Below are 16823 nucleotides of genomic sequence, written 5' to 3' on the forward strand. Positions count from 1 at the left end.
GCCTTCAGCCATGGAAATCGATGCACTATTATCAACATTGTCGCAAAAAAACGGTTCGGATCTGTTCCTCTCCACCGGCGCACCGCCCAGCGCGCGCATTGACGGTGTGCTGACGGCATTGAACGATCAGCCATTCAAACCCGGCGAAACCGCGGCCATCGCCACCTCCCTGATGGACGCCGAGCAGCGCCGGGAGTTCGACCGGGATCTGGAAATGAACCTGGCAATCTCCCGAACGGGCGTCGGCCGGTTCCGGGTCAACATTTTCAAGCAGCGTAACGATGTGTCGATCGTCATTCGTAACGTCAAACTCGACATTCCTCGATTCGAAGACCTGAAGCTGCCGCCGGTGCTGCTGGAAACCGTGATGCTCAAACGTGGCCTGATTCTCTTTGTCGGCGCGACCAGTTCCGGCAAATCGACCTCGCTGGCAGCACTGATCGACCACCGCAATCGTCACAGTGCCGGGCACATCGTAACCATCGAAGACCCGATCGAATATATCCATCGGCACAAACGTTCAATCGTTAATCAGCGTGAAGTCGGCGTCGACACCCGCAGCTTTCATGCCGCTCTGAAGAATACTTTGCGCCAGGCACCGGATGTCGTGCTGATCGGGGAAATCCGTGATCGGGAAACCATGGAACATGCCCTGGCGTTCGCCGAGACCGGGCATCTGGTGCTTTCAACATTGCATGCCAATAACGCCAACCAGGCGCTTGATCGAATGATCAATATGTTTGCCGAAGAGCGACGGCCGCAGTTGTTGCAGGCATTGGGTAACAACTTGAAAGCCTTTATCTCGCAGCGGTTAGTGCGTACCCGTGATGGACAACGACGCGCGGCAGTCGAGGTATTACTGGGTACGCCAACCATTGCCGACCTGGTTCGGCGAGGTGAATTCGAAGCGCTCAAACCCATGATGGAAAAGTCTACGGAGCTGGGCATGCAAACATTTGATGCGGCATTGTTCACCTTGGTGTCGGAGGGCGCGATCAGTGAAGAAGAAGCTTTAAGGCATGCAGACTCGGTGAATAATTTAAAGTTGCGTTTAAAGTTTGCTGCAAGTACGCCAGATGACACGGGGTCAGCCGCCGGAGAATGGGGTTTGATGGATTGAAAAGTGAATGTTTCGTTAGTGTTGGTGAGGAGTTGGAAATAGTAGTTAATATGTTTTGAGTAGAGCTTTCTTTTTTTGACTGTAAAACTTCATCCGGCTGAGATACGCAGTTATTAACGTGATGAGGTTTTACATGATTACTGGAAATAGAAAAAAAGTCTTCCGTTCGTCAAGCATTAATCTTGCCGAGTGGAAATGCACTGCCGATGCCGATGCAATAGAGCGTCAACGAGTTTTGGTTCAGTTGAACGGCGCACTGAAAACATACGCTGATGGCCGCGTGATAAATTGGTATGCACATGAAGTTGAACTACAAGAGGACTCCTCGCTTTACCAGATTTATTACCCGGGTCAGATTCTGCTCACCCAACTGCTCCAGACCAGCCCTGTAAGAAGTGCACTGAGTCAGGAGCGGGCGGACGATCATAATGGTCTCGTGCGTGTCACACACGACGGAAAGATGGAAGTTCGATCCGACCGTGGCTGGGTGGATTTGGTTGCGGCGGGCCATTTTAAATACAGTAGCTCGTCAACTGATTCAATAAAGTTGATTGCCGATGTGGCCCGTGCAGCGGGTGGTTACATTTGGCCCGATTTCGATATCACACTCGATCAATGGTTCAAGTTTCATGACGTGAAACCGCCTGAAAATTTAGCGGGCGTCAAAAATCTGATTGAATTTTTCAAGTTTGATCCTCCCGTCCTGGAGCCGTCGAACTACTGGGAGTACATACATTCAGATGATCAGACCTACGCGACGCTCTCCAAAGAACAGTTGTCGGCTATTCGCGCAGTTCAACCCAAGCTCATGGGAGAAAGAAAGTTGCTGGAGGTTCTGAACAGGGTTGTTGGCCACGCCGCTGGAACCCATCAGAACGCGGCCCGGCGAATCAATGAATTATTCAGCCACCCGGAGTCGATGAGGCTCGCCAGGGATTATTTGAAAGAACTGGGTTGGTTTGGCGTAAATGAGGGGCAGATTGTTTCGCAAAACACGCTCCGACAATTGCTGATCACGGCCTTGTTAGTGGAACTGGATCCGTCACTCCTGAACGTCCAGAACAGGAGAAGCGTTGGTGGGTACGATCTATATGCCCCGACTAACGCTGAGCGCCAGGCTTCAATCGTCCGCGAGGAGCTGACTGCCTTTTTGTGGGCCAAAGGTTGGGTTGATCTTGATGCGCCCTTGATAGTGCACTTACTGTTGGCTCGTAGCGCACCGGAGTTTCTGGTGATGGACGTCCCGCCGTCGGTTACGCTCGGGTCAATTGCCTGGATCCATTTCTGTCGTGCTGTCGTGATTGTAGAGACGGCGAAAGAAGGTGCATCGCGAGTCCTTACCTATGAACAGATCATGGCTTATGCCGATCTGGAGCCCATCAGTAATGCGCAACAACACATGCGCGATCTTGCCTTGATTGACCCGATCGTCAGTTGGGCGCTGATTAACCAGGTGATAACGCAAACTGAATTGGACCAGGCGGAGGAAGCCTGCGCCCGCCGCGCAATTGAAGCATTTGATCAGCACGCGGAAAAATTTGTCCAGATAGCCCGAGCGTTTTCAACCCCCCTGCCGAGCAGAGCAAACATCGCCCGTGAGGCATTGAGGATCGCGGCGCCGGGCTGTGACACGCTGGATGAGAAAGCGCTTTCCGAGAAAGGCGGACAGCAGGTCATGTCCATGGTCGATCTGCACCAGTCGGGTGATCTTGTCACCGGCAAGTGGGACAGGCGTACCGTACGTCTTGTCACTAACGGCATCCCTCGCCCATCCATCAATTACAACCCTTCGGGTATCAGCCTCTTCACACGCTACCCGAAATTACTGCAACTCAAATCGTGTGACGAAGAACTGGATCGTCGGTTGGCTGTGCATCTTGTCGATCTGAACGCAGCGATGCAGTCCAGCGTAAAACTGGCCCTTGCTCAGATGCCAGAATCGGATCTGAATGCCTTCTTGAATGCAGAGATCAACTTTTTCACGGTGCGCGAATCGGCGGTTTATATCAAAAAACGTCGTATCGGCGGCCCTTTCGAGGGGGAGTTCCCGAGGGAAACGCAGCAAAGCAGGGATGCCGCGACAGGGCGTTTCGGCCTTGTAATGTGTGCGTCGTACAACAATGCTTTCATCTGTTATGAGCTGTTCACATCGCGCGCAGAGTTTCGGAAAAACGATGCCTTGGGGGCGCTCATCACTCGCGAGGGGAAGCTGAACCAAGCTTCCAGGATGGACTTCAGCGCCAGTGAAAAAGATCACCTCAATATCATTGCTACGCAGAGCCTGCCGCTCGACGTCAAGCGCTATACCCATGCGACTGCGCAAAACACCTCGGTCAGTAGCAGCATGGCGATCATCGACAAATTTGGCACGCTGCCAAAACCGCGGACATCTTCTGCTTCCAAGCCGGGTTTCTATCAAAAATTCAACGACCCGAAAGTGGCGCGTATCGCTGAGTTCATTGTCCAGCATCGGCCTTTCATGCATCCAAAGGAGCTTAGAGAGCTGGTTCGTATACCGACGCCCCTTGAACTCTCACGCGATGACGGCGAGCGACTGCTCACCTATTTCATTGATCTGGTAGTGCCGTTCAAGAAGTGCATTGAAGACATTGCAACCGGTGAGCATGACGCAGTGGTAGATGGGATCTACGGCTGCTTGATGGACGGCATCGGTCTGATTGGCACTGTAGCGGGGGCCAGTTCGAAAGCGTTGAGCATTTCCGCAAAGGCTATTTCCACGACGTCAAAAGCTGCGAAGCTCACCAAGTTGGCCTTCACCTCGGCCGTTTCCCTTTTCAATCCCTTGGATGGTGTGCCCTCTGGATTGCAGGCGGGCGGTAGACTGGTGCACAAGGGGTGGCTGAGGTTCAACAAAAACACCCATGAAATCGTTGCCAAGGCCAACACTCAATTGCATAGGCTGAGTGGTCGCCGTCAATCCTATGATTTGATCGACGCCTCCAACTGTCCGCCATTAGGACTGGGCACCTGGCGACCTCAAGGTGTTGCCGGCGAAGCGGTCGCCGTTTTGGCTGCACGCAGCAACAACAACAAATGGTATGCCTTGAACCGTCGAGGAAATCTATGGGGTCAATCACTGGAAGGCTTTGCATATCAGGCTCCAGTACAGCTGCCGTATTCGCCCAAGACATTGCCAACCAGTTATACGCGCACGTTCATTGAAAAAAGTCTGCCCCGCGCTCGAGCGAAGATTGATGAGGCCATTGCCACATTCACTCGTCACGACTTCAAGCGAGATCGCGATCAGGTGATGAAGATACTGTTCGGTGATACTTCGGCGGTTGCAACTGAGCGGCTGGTGAACTATCTGCGTTTGATTCGCTTCGATTTTGCCGGTTTTTCGCTAAGTAACATTGCGCTTGATGCGCTCAAGAATCCTGACGCTCTTGCATCGTTTGATGTGGACAGTTACAAGCGCTGGAAAAACGCGGGCTCCATAACCGGGTCTGATATTGCGTTTGTTGAGATCTACACTCAAAACCTCAACAAACATTTCGTTAAACTTGGCTTCAACCATGATGTGGTGGCGGATGACCTGATTCACGAGCTGTTTCATGCCAGCGCGCAAACGCAGGATGTCGGCTACGCCATCGACGCGGATTATGAAAATCACAGCGGCCAGCGCCTGGATGTGGCTGCTTTGCTGAATCTTGCATCCGGTTGTCTGCCCGTAGCGGACGCGGACACAGTTTGTCATGAAGCGTCCAAAGCCTTTGAAAATGCCGATTCACTGGGGCTGGCCACCTCGTTGCTGAGTCAGCTGACTACCGACAAAGCCTCCTATGAGCGCAACATGATGACAATCAGCGCGGCACTTGCCGCCAGTGGCGGAAAAGCGATTGTGGAACCGGTAATCATCACGTTGAACAAACCGCGCTGACGACAAGCGCCGTCACCGGCGCCGACCGTGGTTTGATCATTATCGTCAGGATCAGATGTTCAACTCCGGCCGATCCCGAAACTGCTCCAGCGCCTCGGGATTGGCCAGCGCATCGGTGTTTTTAACCGGCTCCCCGTGCACCACGTTTCTCACGGCAAGTTCCACGACTTTGCCGCTGAGGGTGCGCGGGATGTCCGTGACCGCAACAATCTTCGCGGGTACATGACGTGGCGTTGTGTTGGCGCGGATCACCTGACGAATGCATTGCGCCAGCGCTTCGTCCAGTTCAACACCTTCGCGCAGCCGCACAAACAGCACCACCCGCACATCCTCCTGCCAATGCTGCCCGATGGCCACGCTGTCGAGCACTTCAGGGATTTTCTCGACCTGCCGATAGATCTCCGCCGTACCGATACGCACGCCGCCCGGGTTGAGCACGGCATCGGATCGACCGTGAATCATCATCGCACCGTGGGGCAGTTGTTCGGCGTAGTCGCCCTGCGCCCAGACACCGGGGAACAGGCTGAAATAGGATTGGCGCAGTTTTTCTCCATCGGCATCGTTCCACAAACCAATCGGCATCGCCGGGAAGTGCCGGGTGCAAACCAGTTCGCCTTTCTCGCCGATCACCGCTTGGCCGGCGTCATTCCACACTTCAACCGCCATGCCCAGACTCTTGCCCATGATCTCGCCGCGACGTACAGCCGACAGCGGATTGCCATTGACGAAGCACGAGACGATGTCGGTGCCGCCGGACATTGAGGCCAGGCAGACGTCGGTTTTGAAGTCGCGGTAGACGAAGTCATAACTCTGCGGCGACAGCGCCGAGCCCGTGCATAACAGGGTTTTGAGGCTGCTCAGGTCATGGCTTTCGCGGGGTTTGATGCCGCTGCTCTCCAGCGTTGCGAGGTATTTGGGGCTGGTCCCGAATACGCTGATGCGTTCGTCTTCGAGCAGTTCCAGCAAACGCGTTGGGCCCGGATGAAACGGCGAGCCGTCGTACAGCACCACCGCGCTGCCGACGGCCAGTGCCGAGACCAACCAGTTCCACATCATCCAGCCGCAGGTCGTGTAGTAGAACAAGCGATCACCGGGACCGAGATCGCAGTGCAAACCGTGTTCCTTGACGTGTTGCAGCAGCACGCCGCCGGTGCTGTGGACGATACACTTCGGCACGCCGGTGGTGCCGCTGGAGTAGAGCACGTAGAGCGGATGGTTGAACGGCACCGGGGTGAAGTCCGGCTCGCCACCGGGTTGATAGAAGTCGTCCCACAACGTGACTTCAGCGTGGGTTTGATAATCCTCAATGCGGGCTTGCCAACGGGCATACGGCACGATGATCAACTGCTGTAGCGACGGCAGTTGCGCAAGGATTTCGTTGAGCTTGGCGGTCTGATCGAGCGTTTTCCCGGCGTATTGATAACCCGCGCAGGTGAGCAGCAGTTTCGGTTCGATCTGGCCGAAGCGATCGATCACGCCGTGGGTACCAAAGTCTGGTGAAGAGCACGACCAGATCGCACCAAGGCTGGTGGTGGCCAGCATCGCCACCAGTGTCTGCCATGTGTTGGGCATGCAGGCTGCCACGCGATCGCCTTGACCAACACCCGCTGCGCGCAGGCTGGCCTGGAATCCGGCCACGTGCTCGGCCAGGTCGGCCCAGGTCAATTGCTCGCGCTGGCCATTTTCCGCCACGGCGACCACCGCCACGGCATCGTCGCGACGGCGCAGCAGGTGTTCGGCGAAGTTCAGCGTGGCACCGGGGAACCATTCGGCACTGGGCATTTCCCTACCTTCGCGCAAGACGGCGTCGGGTTGGGTGTGAAAACGGATATGGAAAAAATCGACGATGGCCTGCCAGAAGGCCGGGCGCTGCTCGATGCTCCATTGGTGCAGGGCAGGGTAGTCATCGAGCTGCAGCGAATGCCGCTGATTGACCTCGCGCCGGAAAGCGTCCATGCGCGAACGGGCTATACGCCGGGCGTCGGGTTGCCAGAGGATGTCGGACATGGGGTTGCCTCTTCTTATCTGATTACACATACCCCTGTAGGAGTGAGCCTGCTCGCGATAGCGTACTTACATTCAACCTATAGGCGGCTGATATGGCGCTATCGCGAGCACACTCACTCCTACAGGAGCGGGCAGGATTATTGGGCCAACCAGCCGCCATCAATATTCCACGCCGCGCCCCGCACCTGGCTACCGGCCTCGCTGCACAAAAACAACACCAGCTCACCCAGATGTTCTGGCGTGACAAACTCCAGCGACGGCTGTTTCTCGGCCAGCAGATCATGCTGCGCCTGCTGCGGATCGACACCCTTGGCCGCGCGATCATCGATCTGCTTCTGCACCAGCGGCGTCAATACCCAGCCCGGGCAGATCGCATTGCAGGTAACGTTGCTGGTCGCGGTTTCCAGGCCGACCACTTTGGTCAGGCCGATCACGCCATGCTTGGCGGCGACATACGCGGCCTTGCCGGTGGAACCAACCTGGCCATGCACTGAGGCGATATTGATGATCCGCCCCCAGTTTTTCCGGCGCATGCCCGGCAGGCTCAAACGGGTGCTGTGAAACACCGATGACAGGTTGATCGCGATGATCGAATCCCAGCGCTCCACCGGGAACTCTTCCACTGCGGCCACGTGCTGAATGCCGGCGTTGTTAACCAGAATATCGACGCCGCCAAACTCATGCTCGGCGTAGGCAACCATGTCGGCAATCTGCGCCGGGTCGCTGACATCAGCGGGATGATGGCCGACCTTGCCGCCGAACCGGGCGACTTCGGCGATCACCTTCGAAGCATCGCCAAAGCCGTTGAGAATCAGATTGGCGCCAGCCTTTGCCAGGCTCAGCGCGATGCCCAGGCCGATGCCGCTGGTGGAGCCGGTTACCAGAGCTGTCTTGCCGGAAAGGGTGGTCATGAATACCTCACACAATGCCAGTGGCGTAGAAAGTGCCGATCACCACGAAAACCGCCAGGGTCTTGATCAGCGTAATACAGAAAATGTCTTTGTAGGCTTCGCGGTGGGTCAGGCCGGTTACCGCCAACAGTGTGATCACCGCGCCGTTGTGCGGCAGGGTGTCCATGCCGCCACTGGCCATTGCTGCCACGCGGTGCAGCACTTCCAGCGGAATGTTCGCCGCGTGCGCCGCACTGATGAACTGCTCGGACATCGCCGCCAGCGCAATGCTCATGCCGCCCGAAGCCGAACCGGTTATGCCAGCGAGCAGCGTCACGGTGATCGCTTCGTTAACCAGCGGATTGGGGATCTGCTTGAGCCAGTCGGCCAGCACCAGAAAACCGGGCAGCGAGGCGATCACTGCACCAAAGCCGTATTCGGAAGCGGTGTTCATCGCTGCCAGCAACGCACCGCTGACCGCGCTTTTGCTGCCTTCGGCGAGTTTGCTGCGAATCGCCTGGAAGCCAAACGCCAACACCATGAGAATGCCGACCAGCAACGCCGCCTGCACCGCCCAGATCGCCGTGAGCTTGGCGATCTCGGTAGTGACTGGCGCGGCCATGCCCGGCAGCGCGAGGCTGTGGGTCTTGCCATACCACTGCGGAATCCACTGGGTGAAAAGCAGGTTCATTATCCCGACCGCCAGCAGTGGCGACAGCGCGATCCATGGGTTCGGCAGCTGGAGATCTTCGGCGGTTTCCGGTTCATTGCGCAGTTCGGTGCCATAGCCTTCACCGGCACGCTGCGCCTTGTTGCGCTGGCGCTGCAAAAACAGCATGCCGGCGCAGAACACGAAAATCGTACCAATCACCCCCAGCCACGGCGCCGCCCACGCGGTGGTGTTGAAGAAGGTGCTGGGGATGATGTTCTGGATCTGCGGCGTGCCGGGCAGGGCGTCCATGGTGAACGAGAACGCGCCGAGGGCGATGGTCGCCGGGATCAAGCGCTTGGGGATGTTGCTCTGGCGAAACATCTCCGCCGCGAACGGATAGACCGCAAACACCACAACGAACAGCGAGACGCCGCCGTAAGTGAGGAGGGCGCAGACCAGCACGATCACCAGCATCGCCTGGCGAGTGCCGAGCAAACGAATCGCGGCGGCGACAATCGAGCGCGAGAAACCCGACAGTTCGATCAGCTTGCCGAATACCGCGCCGAGCAGGAACACCGGAAAGTACAGTTTGATGAAACCGACCATCTTGTCCATGAACACCCCGGTGAACGCGGGCGCGACGGCGGACGGATCGGTAAGCAGGACCGCGCCGAGCGCGGCGATCGGGGCGAAGAGGATGACGCTATAGCCGCGGTAGGCGGCGAGCATCAGCAGCGTCAGGGCTGCCAAGGCAATGATCACACTCATGGTGTGTCTCTCCAGGATTGTTGTTTTTATGGGTGGAACGGGTGTGGAGAGGTGTTAGCGATTACTGTGCCAAATACCTAACATGTTGATATCTATAGATATTTCATGAAAGAGGGAGATTGTGCCGGAAAAGTTGTCTCGTTTGTGAGACCGAAAAGATCGCAGCCTTCGGCAGCTCCTACAAGGAAATACGTATCTACCCTGTAGGAGCTACCGACGGCTGCGATCTTTTGATCTTGAAGAATCTATCTAAAAAAAGAGATCGCTGTCTCTTTAGCGAGACTCAAGCGATCTCCAATGCCACCATTTTTTTGTACAACGTCGACCGCCCCAGCCCCAGGCGAGCAGCAGCCTCCGGCACATTCCCCGAGCATTGCGCCAGGGTCGACTCGATCAGCTGCCGATCAAACCGCGCCCGCGCCTGCGCAAAGGTCTCGCCGACAGGCGCTTGCATGCTCGGGCCGGCCGTCCGCTCAACCGGCGTAAATGCCCCAATCGCCCCGCGAATATCCTGCTCGGTCAGCAGTAAGTCATCACTGAGCAACGCCGCCCGTTCCAGCACATTGCGCAACTCACGGATGTTGCCGGGCCAGGCATGCTGGCCGAGCAGCGCCAGCGCATCGCGGTGTAATTCATGCTGGCTGCGCAGTTCTTCCAGAATCGCCTCGCTCAGCGCGGGGAGGTCATCAAGACGTTCACGCAGCGGCGGCACCTGGATCGGCAGTACGTTGAGGCGATAGTACAAATCTGCACGGAACTCGCCGCGCTTGATCGCCGCCTGCAGATCCGTCGAAGTCGCTGCGATGACCCGTACATCGCTCTGGATCACCTCGTTGGAGCCAACCGGTTCGAACTCTTTTTCCTGCAATACGCGCAGCAACTTGCTTTGCAACGGCAGAGGCATGTCGCCGATTTCGTCGAGAAACAGCGTGCCGCCTTGCGCAATCTGCAGCTTGCCAGTGCGCCCCTTGCGATCGGCACCCGTAAAGGCACCCGGCGCGGTGCCGAAGAACTCGGCTTCCAGCAGGGCCTCGGGAATTGCCGCGCTGTTGATGCTGACGAAGGCTTTGTGCGCACGTGGCGAGGCGCTGTGAATAGCTTGGGCGAGTAATTCTTTGCCGGTGCCGGTTTCCCCCAGCAGCAGCACGGGCGAATCAGCGCTGGCACTGCGCCGCGCGCGGCGTTTGACTTCAAGGCTGGCGGCGCTGGTGCCGATGAAATGGGCAAAGTTGTATTTGGTCTGCCGCGCCCGCAGCAGCGAACGGGTCGAGGCCAGTTCTTCCTGCATGCTCAGGTAACGCTTGAGCATCGGCGACAGCGTGCGCAATTCGTCGAACAGGGCGAAGCCAATGGCGCCGATTACGCTGCCGGCATCATCGTGGATCGGCAGGCGCATGACCACCAGCGGCTCCTTGGGCGTGTCCTGCATGTCCAGCAGAATCGGCCGGCCGGTGCGTACCACTTCGCGCAGGAGACTGCCTGGAATCACGCTTTCACAGGGTTTGCCGATAGCGCCGGCGGCTGATTCGAGACCGAAGCGCCGGGCGTAGCGTTCGTTCATCCAGACGATGTTTGCATCGCGATCAACAATCACCGTGCCTTCGCTGGATTGCTCGATGATCTCGAACAGCGAACGGATCGCCAGAGTGCGGACTCGTTGGTAGTCCTTGAGGCTTTCGGTGGTGTTCATCGAGTCTGGTCCTGATTGTTTGTTGCCAGTGACGGCCATTTCGCGAGCAAGCTCGCTCCCACAGGGAAGGCGTTGCAAATGTGGGAGCGAGCTTGCTCGCGAATGCCGCGCCGCGGATAAACAGAAAAAATACTTACCCCGGATGCGCCGCCGCCAACAGCTCTTTGGTGTACGGATGCTGGGGGTTGTCGAACACCTCATGACTGGCGCCACGCTCGACCACTTTGCCGTCCTTGATCACGATCATGTCATGCGCCAACGCGCGCACCACCGCCAGATCGTGGCTGATGAACAGGTAGGTCAAACCGTGTTTTTCCTGCAGATCACGGAGCAGGGCGACCACCTGTTTCTGCACTGTGCGGTCGAGCGCGGAGGTCGGTTCATCGAGCAGAATCAGCGCGGGCTTGAGCACCAACGCCCGGGCAATGGCGATGCGCTGACGCTGGCCGCCGGAAAATTCATGCGGGTAGCGATGGCGGCTTTCCGGGTCGAGGCCGACTTCCTTGAGCACGCGGATCACTTGCTCATCGCACTCATTGGCTGTCGATTCGCAATGTACTTCCAGACCTTCGCTGATGATCTGTGCCACCGACATGCGCGGGCTGAGGCTGCCGAACGGGTCCTGAAACACCACCTGCATTTGCCGCCGCCACGGTCGCAGTTGCTTTTGATTGAGGCCGTCGAGCGCTGCGCCCTGAAAGCGAATGCTGCCCTCGGAGTCGAGCAAACGCAGGATCGCCTGACCCAGCGTCGACTTGCCCGAACCAGATTCGCCAACGATGCCCAGGGTCTTGCCGCGCTGAATGTTCAAACTGATGCCGTCAACTGCGCGCAAATATTGCTTGCGTCGCAACAGTCCGCCGCCGACCTGAAAGTCGACGCACAGATCAGCCACTTCCAGCACATTCTCACGCTCGTCTCGAGGCAAGGCTTCGCCTTCAGGTTCGGCGTTTAGCAATACGCAGCTGTAGGGATGTCTGGGTGCGGTGAACAGGGTTTCGCAGGGCGCCTGCTCGACGATCTCTCCAGCCTTCATCACACACACCCGTTGCGCGATGCTGCGCACCAGATTGAGGTCGTGACTGATCAGCAGCAGCGACATGCCCAGGCGTTGTTGCAGGGATTTGAGCAACACGAGGATCTTGCGCTGCACGGTGACGTCCAGTGCTGTCGTTGGCTCGTCGGCGATCAACAACTCCGGTTCGCAGGCCAGCGCCATGGCGATCATCACCCGTTGCCGTTGCCCCCCAGAGAGCTGATGCGGATAAGCCTTCAGCCGCTCCTTCGGCTGCTGAATGCCGACCATTCCGAGCAATTCCAGAATGCGCTGCTGCGCTTGTTTACCGCCAAGGCCGCGGTGCAGCAACAGAGTCTCGCCGATCTGTTTTTCGATGGTGTGTAGCGGATTGAGCGAAGTCATCGGCTCCTGAAAGATCATCGCGATGCGATTGCCGCGCAGCTCACGCAAGACTTTCGGGTCAGCGCCGACCAGTTCTTGCCCACGGTAGCGGATGCTGCCACGGGTTTGCGCCTCACTCTCAGGCAGCAGTTGCAGGATCGAATGCGCGGTCACCGATTTACCCGAGCCGGATTCGCCGACCAGTGCCAGGCATTCACCGGGGCGGATATCCAGGCACAGGTCACGCACTACCGCCTGGCCATGGAAGGCGACATTAAGGTTGCGGATTTCAATCAGGTTTTCAGTCATGGTCACGCGTCAGGATCGAGGGTCGAAGGCGTCACGCAACGCTTCGCCGATGAATACCAATAATGAAAGGATCAGCGCCAGGGTGAAGAACGCGGTCAACCCGAGCCATGGTGCTTGCAGGTTCTGCTTGCCCTGACCGATCAATTCGCCCAGCGAAGCGCTGCCGGCGGGCATGCCGAAGCCGAGGAAATCCAGCGCGGTCAGCGTCGAAATGGCCCCGGTCAGAATGAACGGCAGGTAGCTCAGCGTCGCGTTCATTGCGTTGGGCAGGATGTGTCGGAAGATTACTTTGCGGTCAGTCAGGCCGAGGGCGCGCGCTGCCTTGACGTATTCCAGATTGCGCCCGCGCAGGAACTCGGCGCGCACCACGTCCACCAGCGCCAACCAGGAAAACAGGGCCATGATCCCCAGCAGCCACCAGAAATTCGGCTCGACGAAACCTGAAAGGATGATCAACAGATACAGCACCGGCAGCCCCGACCAGACTTCCAGTACACGCTGCCCGAGCAGATCGACCCAACCACCGTAATAACCCTGCAACGCGCCGGCAGCGATGCCGATCAGCGCACTGACGAAGGTCAGCATCAGGGCAAACAGAATCGACACCCGAGCGCCAAAGATGACCCGCGCCAGCACGTCGCGCGCCTGATCGTCGGTCCCCAGCCAGTTGACCGAAGTCGGCGGACTCGGCGCGGGTTTGTTCAATTCATAGTTGGGTGTGTCGTCGCTGAACGGAATCGGTGGGAACAGCAACCAGCCGCCGTCCTTGCGAATCAGGTTCTGCACGTATTCGCTGCGGTAATCGGCCTGAAACGGCAGTTGCCCGCCGAACTCCTGTTCGGTGTGTCGCTTGAGCACCGGGAAGTACCACTGGCCCTGATAACTGACCACCAGCGGCTTGTCGTTGGCGATCAACTCGCCACCCAACGTCAGCATGAACAGGCCAATGAACAGCCACAGCGACCACCAGCCCCGACGATTTTTCTTGAAGCGTTCGAAACGGCGGCGCCCCAAAGGCGAGAGCTTGAACATCAGGCGTTCCTCGCGGCGAAGTCGATACGCGGGTCGACCAGGGTGTAGCAGAGGTCGCCGATCAGTTTTATCAGCAGGCCGAACAGGGTGAAGATGAACAGCGAGCCGAACACCACTGGATAATCCCGCGATACCGCCGCTTCGTAACTCATGCGGCCGAGACCATCGAGAGAGAAAATCACTTCGATCAGCAGGGAGCCAGCGAAGAACACGCTGATGAACGCCTGAGGTATCCCCGAAACCACCAACAGCATGGCGTTGCGAAATACGTGGCCATAGAGCACGCGGCGTTCGCTCAAGCCCTTGGCCCGAGCCGTAACCACATACTGTCGGGTGATTTCATTGAGGAACGAGTTTTTCGTCAGGATGGTCAGGGTAGCGAATCCGCCGATCACCAGTGCGGTGACCGGCAACACCAGATGCCAGAAATAATCGGCGATCTTGCCGAGTGTCGACAACGATTCGAAGTTGTCCGAAACCAGCCCACGCACCGGAAACCAGTTCAGCGAAGTGCCGCCGGCAAATACCACGATCAGAAACATCGCAAACAGAAAGGCTGGCATGGCGTAACCGATGATGATCGCCGTGCTGCTCCAGATGTCGAAGTGGCTGCCGTGGTGCACAGCCTTGCGGATGCCCAGCGGGATCGACACCAGATAGGTGATCAGCGTCGCCCACAAGCCCAGTGAGATGGTGACCGGCATCTTTTCCAGAATCAGGTCGGTCACCGTCGCGCCGCGAAAGAAACTCTTGCCGAAATCCAGCTGCGCATAGTTTTTCAGCATCAGCCACAGGCGTTCGTGGGCAGGCTTGTCGAAGCCGTACTGTTTTTCGATGTCCTTGATCAGCTGCGGATCGAGGCCGCGGCTGGCGCGCGAGGTAGTGCTCGATGTCTCGCTGGCACCGCCGCCTACACTGGCCCCGCCAATGCCTTGCAGGTGGGCGATGGCTTGTTCCACCGGTCCACCGGGCGCGGCCTGAATGATGACGAAGTTGACCAGCAGGATGATCACCAGCGTCGGAATGATCAGCAGCAGGCGCCGCAGTATGTAACCCCACATCAGTGCGGCCCTCCGGGTCTGCTGCGACTGATTTTCTCAGCGGTCATTTGTTGATTGGTCAGCGGCGTTCGGCTGATTTCCCACCAGCTCTCGATGGCTTCATCGTTACTCGCTTGTACCGTGGGAATGCCGAAGCGGTTCCACCAGACGGTCGAGGTGCCCGGCGGGTAGTAGTTGGGAATCCAGTAGTAATTCCATTGCAGCACCCGGTCCAGCGCATGGGCGTAATGCAGCATGTCCGATTGGGTCGAGGCGCGGATCAGGCCGTTGATCAAAGTATCGACCGCCGGATTTTTCAGCACCATGTAATTGTTCGCCCCCGGATCGTTTGCCGCAACCGAGCCAAAGTAGTTGAGCAATTCCCCGCCGGGCGAAGTGGTGACGGGATAGCCGGTGACGATCATGTCGTAATCGCGGCTCATCAGGCGATTTACATACTGCGAAGAGTCGATGCGGCGGATGTTGAGCTCGATGCCGATCTGTTTGAGAGTGCGCTTGTACGGCAACAAGAGCCGGTCCATGCCGTTCTGGCTGACCAGAAAAGTGAAGCTCAGCGGCTCGCCCGCACCGTTCACCAGTTGATCGCCCTCCGGTTTCCAGCCAGCCTGCTCGAGCAGTTCAATGGCCTGCAACTGTTTATCGCGGATGAGTCCGCTGCCATCGGTTTTCGGGGCTTCGAAGACCTTGGTGAATACTTCTTCAGGAATTTGATCGCGCAGCGGCTCAAGGATCTTCAGCTCTTGAGCGTCGGGCAACTGTCTTGCGGCGAGGTCGGTATTGGAGAAGTAACTCTGCTGGCGGATATAGACATTACGCATCATCTGCCTGTTGCTCCATTCGAAATCCCAGAGCATCGCCAGCGCCTGGCGTACGCGACGGTCCTGGAACATCGGCTTTTGCAGATTGAACACGAAACCCTGGGCCGACTGCGGCGCTTCAGTGGCCAGATGGGCTTTCTGCAAACGACCATCGCTCAGCGCAGGGCTGTCATAGCCGATCGAGTAGCCGGTCGCGGAAAACTCGCGATTGTAGTCATAAGCGCCGCCGCGCAGAACCTGGCGGGCCACGTCGGTGTCGCCGAAGTACTCGATGCTGAAATGATCGAAGTTATACAGGCCACGACTGACCGGCAGGTCTTTGCCCCACCAGTCACCATTGCGTTCGAAGGTGATGCTGCGTCCGGAGTCGACCTTGCCAACCCGGTAGGGCCCGCTGCCCAGTGGCGGTTCATAACCACCGCCGCCGGCGAAATCGCGGCTCTTCCACCAGTGTTCGGGAAACACCGGGAGGGTCGCGATATCCAGCGGCAAGGTGCGGTTTTCGTCATTTTTGAAGTCGAAGCGCACGGTCAGCGGCGCCTCGATCTCGACGCCTTTGACGTCGACGAACTGTGTGCGATAACGCAAGCTGCCCTGGGTCATCAGCAAGTTATAGGTGTAGCGAACGTCCTCGGCGGTGATCGGCTTGCCATCGGCAAATCGCGCCTTGGGATTGATGAAGAAACGTAGCGAAAGACCGTCGGCCGAGCGTTCCATTTTTTCCGCAACAAGGCCGTACACCGTATAGGGCTCGTCCAGCGAGCGCTGGGCCAGTGGAGAATAAAGGAGCCCGTCGATCTGCGTTACGCCGATGCCTTTGTCTATATATGGCAGCAAATGGTCGAAGTGACCGATCTCGATCGCCGATCGACGCATCGTGCCACCCTTCGGCGCTTGCGGATTGGTGTAGTCGAAATGGCTGAAACCGGCGGGGTACTTGGCTGGTTCGCCATAAACGGTCAGTGCGTGTTGCGGGGCAGCGGTCACACCGGCGGCACCCGTGAGCAGGGCGAGGGCGGTGAGCATCAGTGTCGGAAAAACCAGTCGCATCGTCAGCCTTGGAACGCAAAATCGATAAGCGCAAGTTGTACGCGAGCGGCGCGTCACTCGCCAGCCGTATATGTAACTGAAACACAACGGCCCACCAGAAGGCGGGCCGTTGTCAGCAATCGGACG

Annotated in this window: 10 protein-coding genes; 2 read left to right on the top strand and 8 right to left on the bottom strand. The window is 57.8% G+C overall.

The window, feature by feature from the left end; all coding sequences use genetic code 11:
* The first annotated feature begins 10 nt into the window (after positions 1-10).
* Positions 11-1120 (top strand): PilT/PilU family type 4a pilus ATPase, encoded by a 1110-nt coding sequence (locus AC0Z4S_RS01880; RefSeq protein WP_485621824.1) that lies wholly within the window; start codon positions 11-13, stop codon positions 1118-1120.
* Positions 1121-1253: 133 nt separating this feature from the next.
* Entirely contained in the window at positions 1254-5021 is a 3768-nt protein-coding gene (locus tag AC0Z4S_RS01885; RefSeq protein ID WP_485621825.1) for a hypothetical protein, read from the top strand.
* A 51-nt stretch (positions 5022-5072) separates the two neighbouring features.
* On the opposite strand, the gene AC0Z4S_RS01890 is transcribed toward AC0Z4S_RS01885, so the two are convergent.
* The 8 genes from AC0Z4S_RS01890 to AC0Z4S_RS01925 all read right to left on the bottom strand — a co-directional run bounded on the left by AC0Z4S_RS01890 (position 5073) and on the right by AC0Z4S_RS01925 (position 16697).
* The gene (locus tag AC0Z4S_RS01890; RefSeq protein ID WP_485621826.1) at positions 5073-7028 is read right to left on the bottom strand and encodes an acetoacetate--CoA ligase; all 1956 of its coding nucleotides are present in this window, start codon (positions 7026-7028) and stop codon (positions 5073-5075) included.
* Between the two features lie 137 nt (positions 7029-7165).
* A complete protein-coding gene (hbdH, locus tag AC0Z4S_RS01895; protein ID WP_485621827.1) occupies positions 7166-7939 on the bottom strand; it encodes a 3-hydroxybutyrate dehydrogenase in 774 nt (257 codons plus the stop codon).
* Between the two features lie 7 nt (positions 7940-7946).
* Positions 7947-9338 (bottom strand): GntP family permease, encoded by a 1392-nt coding sequence (locus AC0Z4S_RS01900; protein WP_065617212.1) that lies wholly within the window; start codon positions 9336-9338, stop codon positions 7947-7949.
* A 283-nt stretch (positions 9339-9621) separates the two neighbouring features.
* Complete coding sequence (locus AC0Z4S_RS01905) at positions 9622-11028, bottom strand: sigma-54 interaction domain-containing protein (RefSeq protein ID WP_485621828.1); 1407 nt, start codon at positions 11026-11028, stop codon at positions 9622-9624.
* A 133-nt stretch (positions 11029-11161) separates the two neighbouring features.
* The gene (locus AC0Z4S_RS01910) at positions 11162-12736 is read right to left on the bottom strand and encodes an ABC transporter ATP-binding protein (RefSeq protein WP_485621829.1); all 1575 of its coding nucleotides are present in this window, start codon (positions 12734-12736) and stop codon (positions 11162-11164) included.
* A 9-nt stretch (positions 12737-12745) separates the two neighbouring features.
* Positions 12746-13768, bottom strand: a complete 1023-nt coding sequence (locus tag AC0Z4S_RS01915) for an ABC transporter permease (RefSeq protein ID WP_253501320.1) — start codon at positions 13766-13768, stop codon at positions 12746-12748.
* A complete protein-coding gene (locus AC0Z4S_RS01920) occupies positions 13768-14829 on the bottom strand; it encodes a microcin C ABC transporter permease YejB (RefSeq protein ID WP_485621830.1) in 1062 nt (353 codons plus the stop codon). Before AC0Z4S_RS01920 ends, AC0Z4S_RS01915 begins: the two co-directional genes overlap by 1 nt.
* Positions 14829-16697, bottom strand: a complete 1869-nt coding sequence (locus AC0Z4S_RS01925; protein ID WP_485621831.1) for an extracellular solute-binding protein — start codon at positions 16695-16697, stop codon at positions 14829-14831. The genes AC0Z4S_RS01920 and AC0Z4S_RS01925 overlap by 1 nt, the downstream gene beginning before the upstream one ends.
* Between the last annotated feature and the right edge of the window lie 126 nt (positions 16698-16823).

This window comes from Pseudomonas sp. 1L-B-1-E-C1 (genome assembly GCF_057291835.1).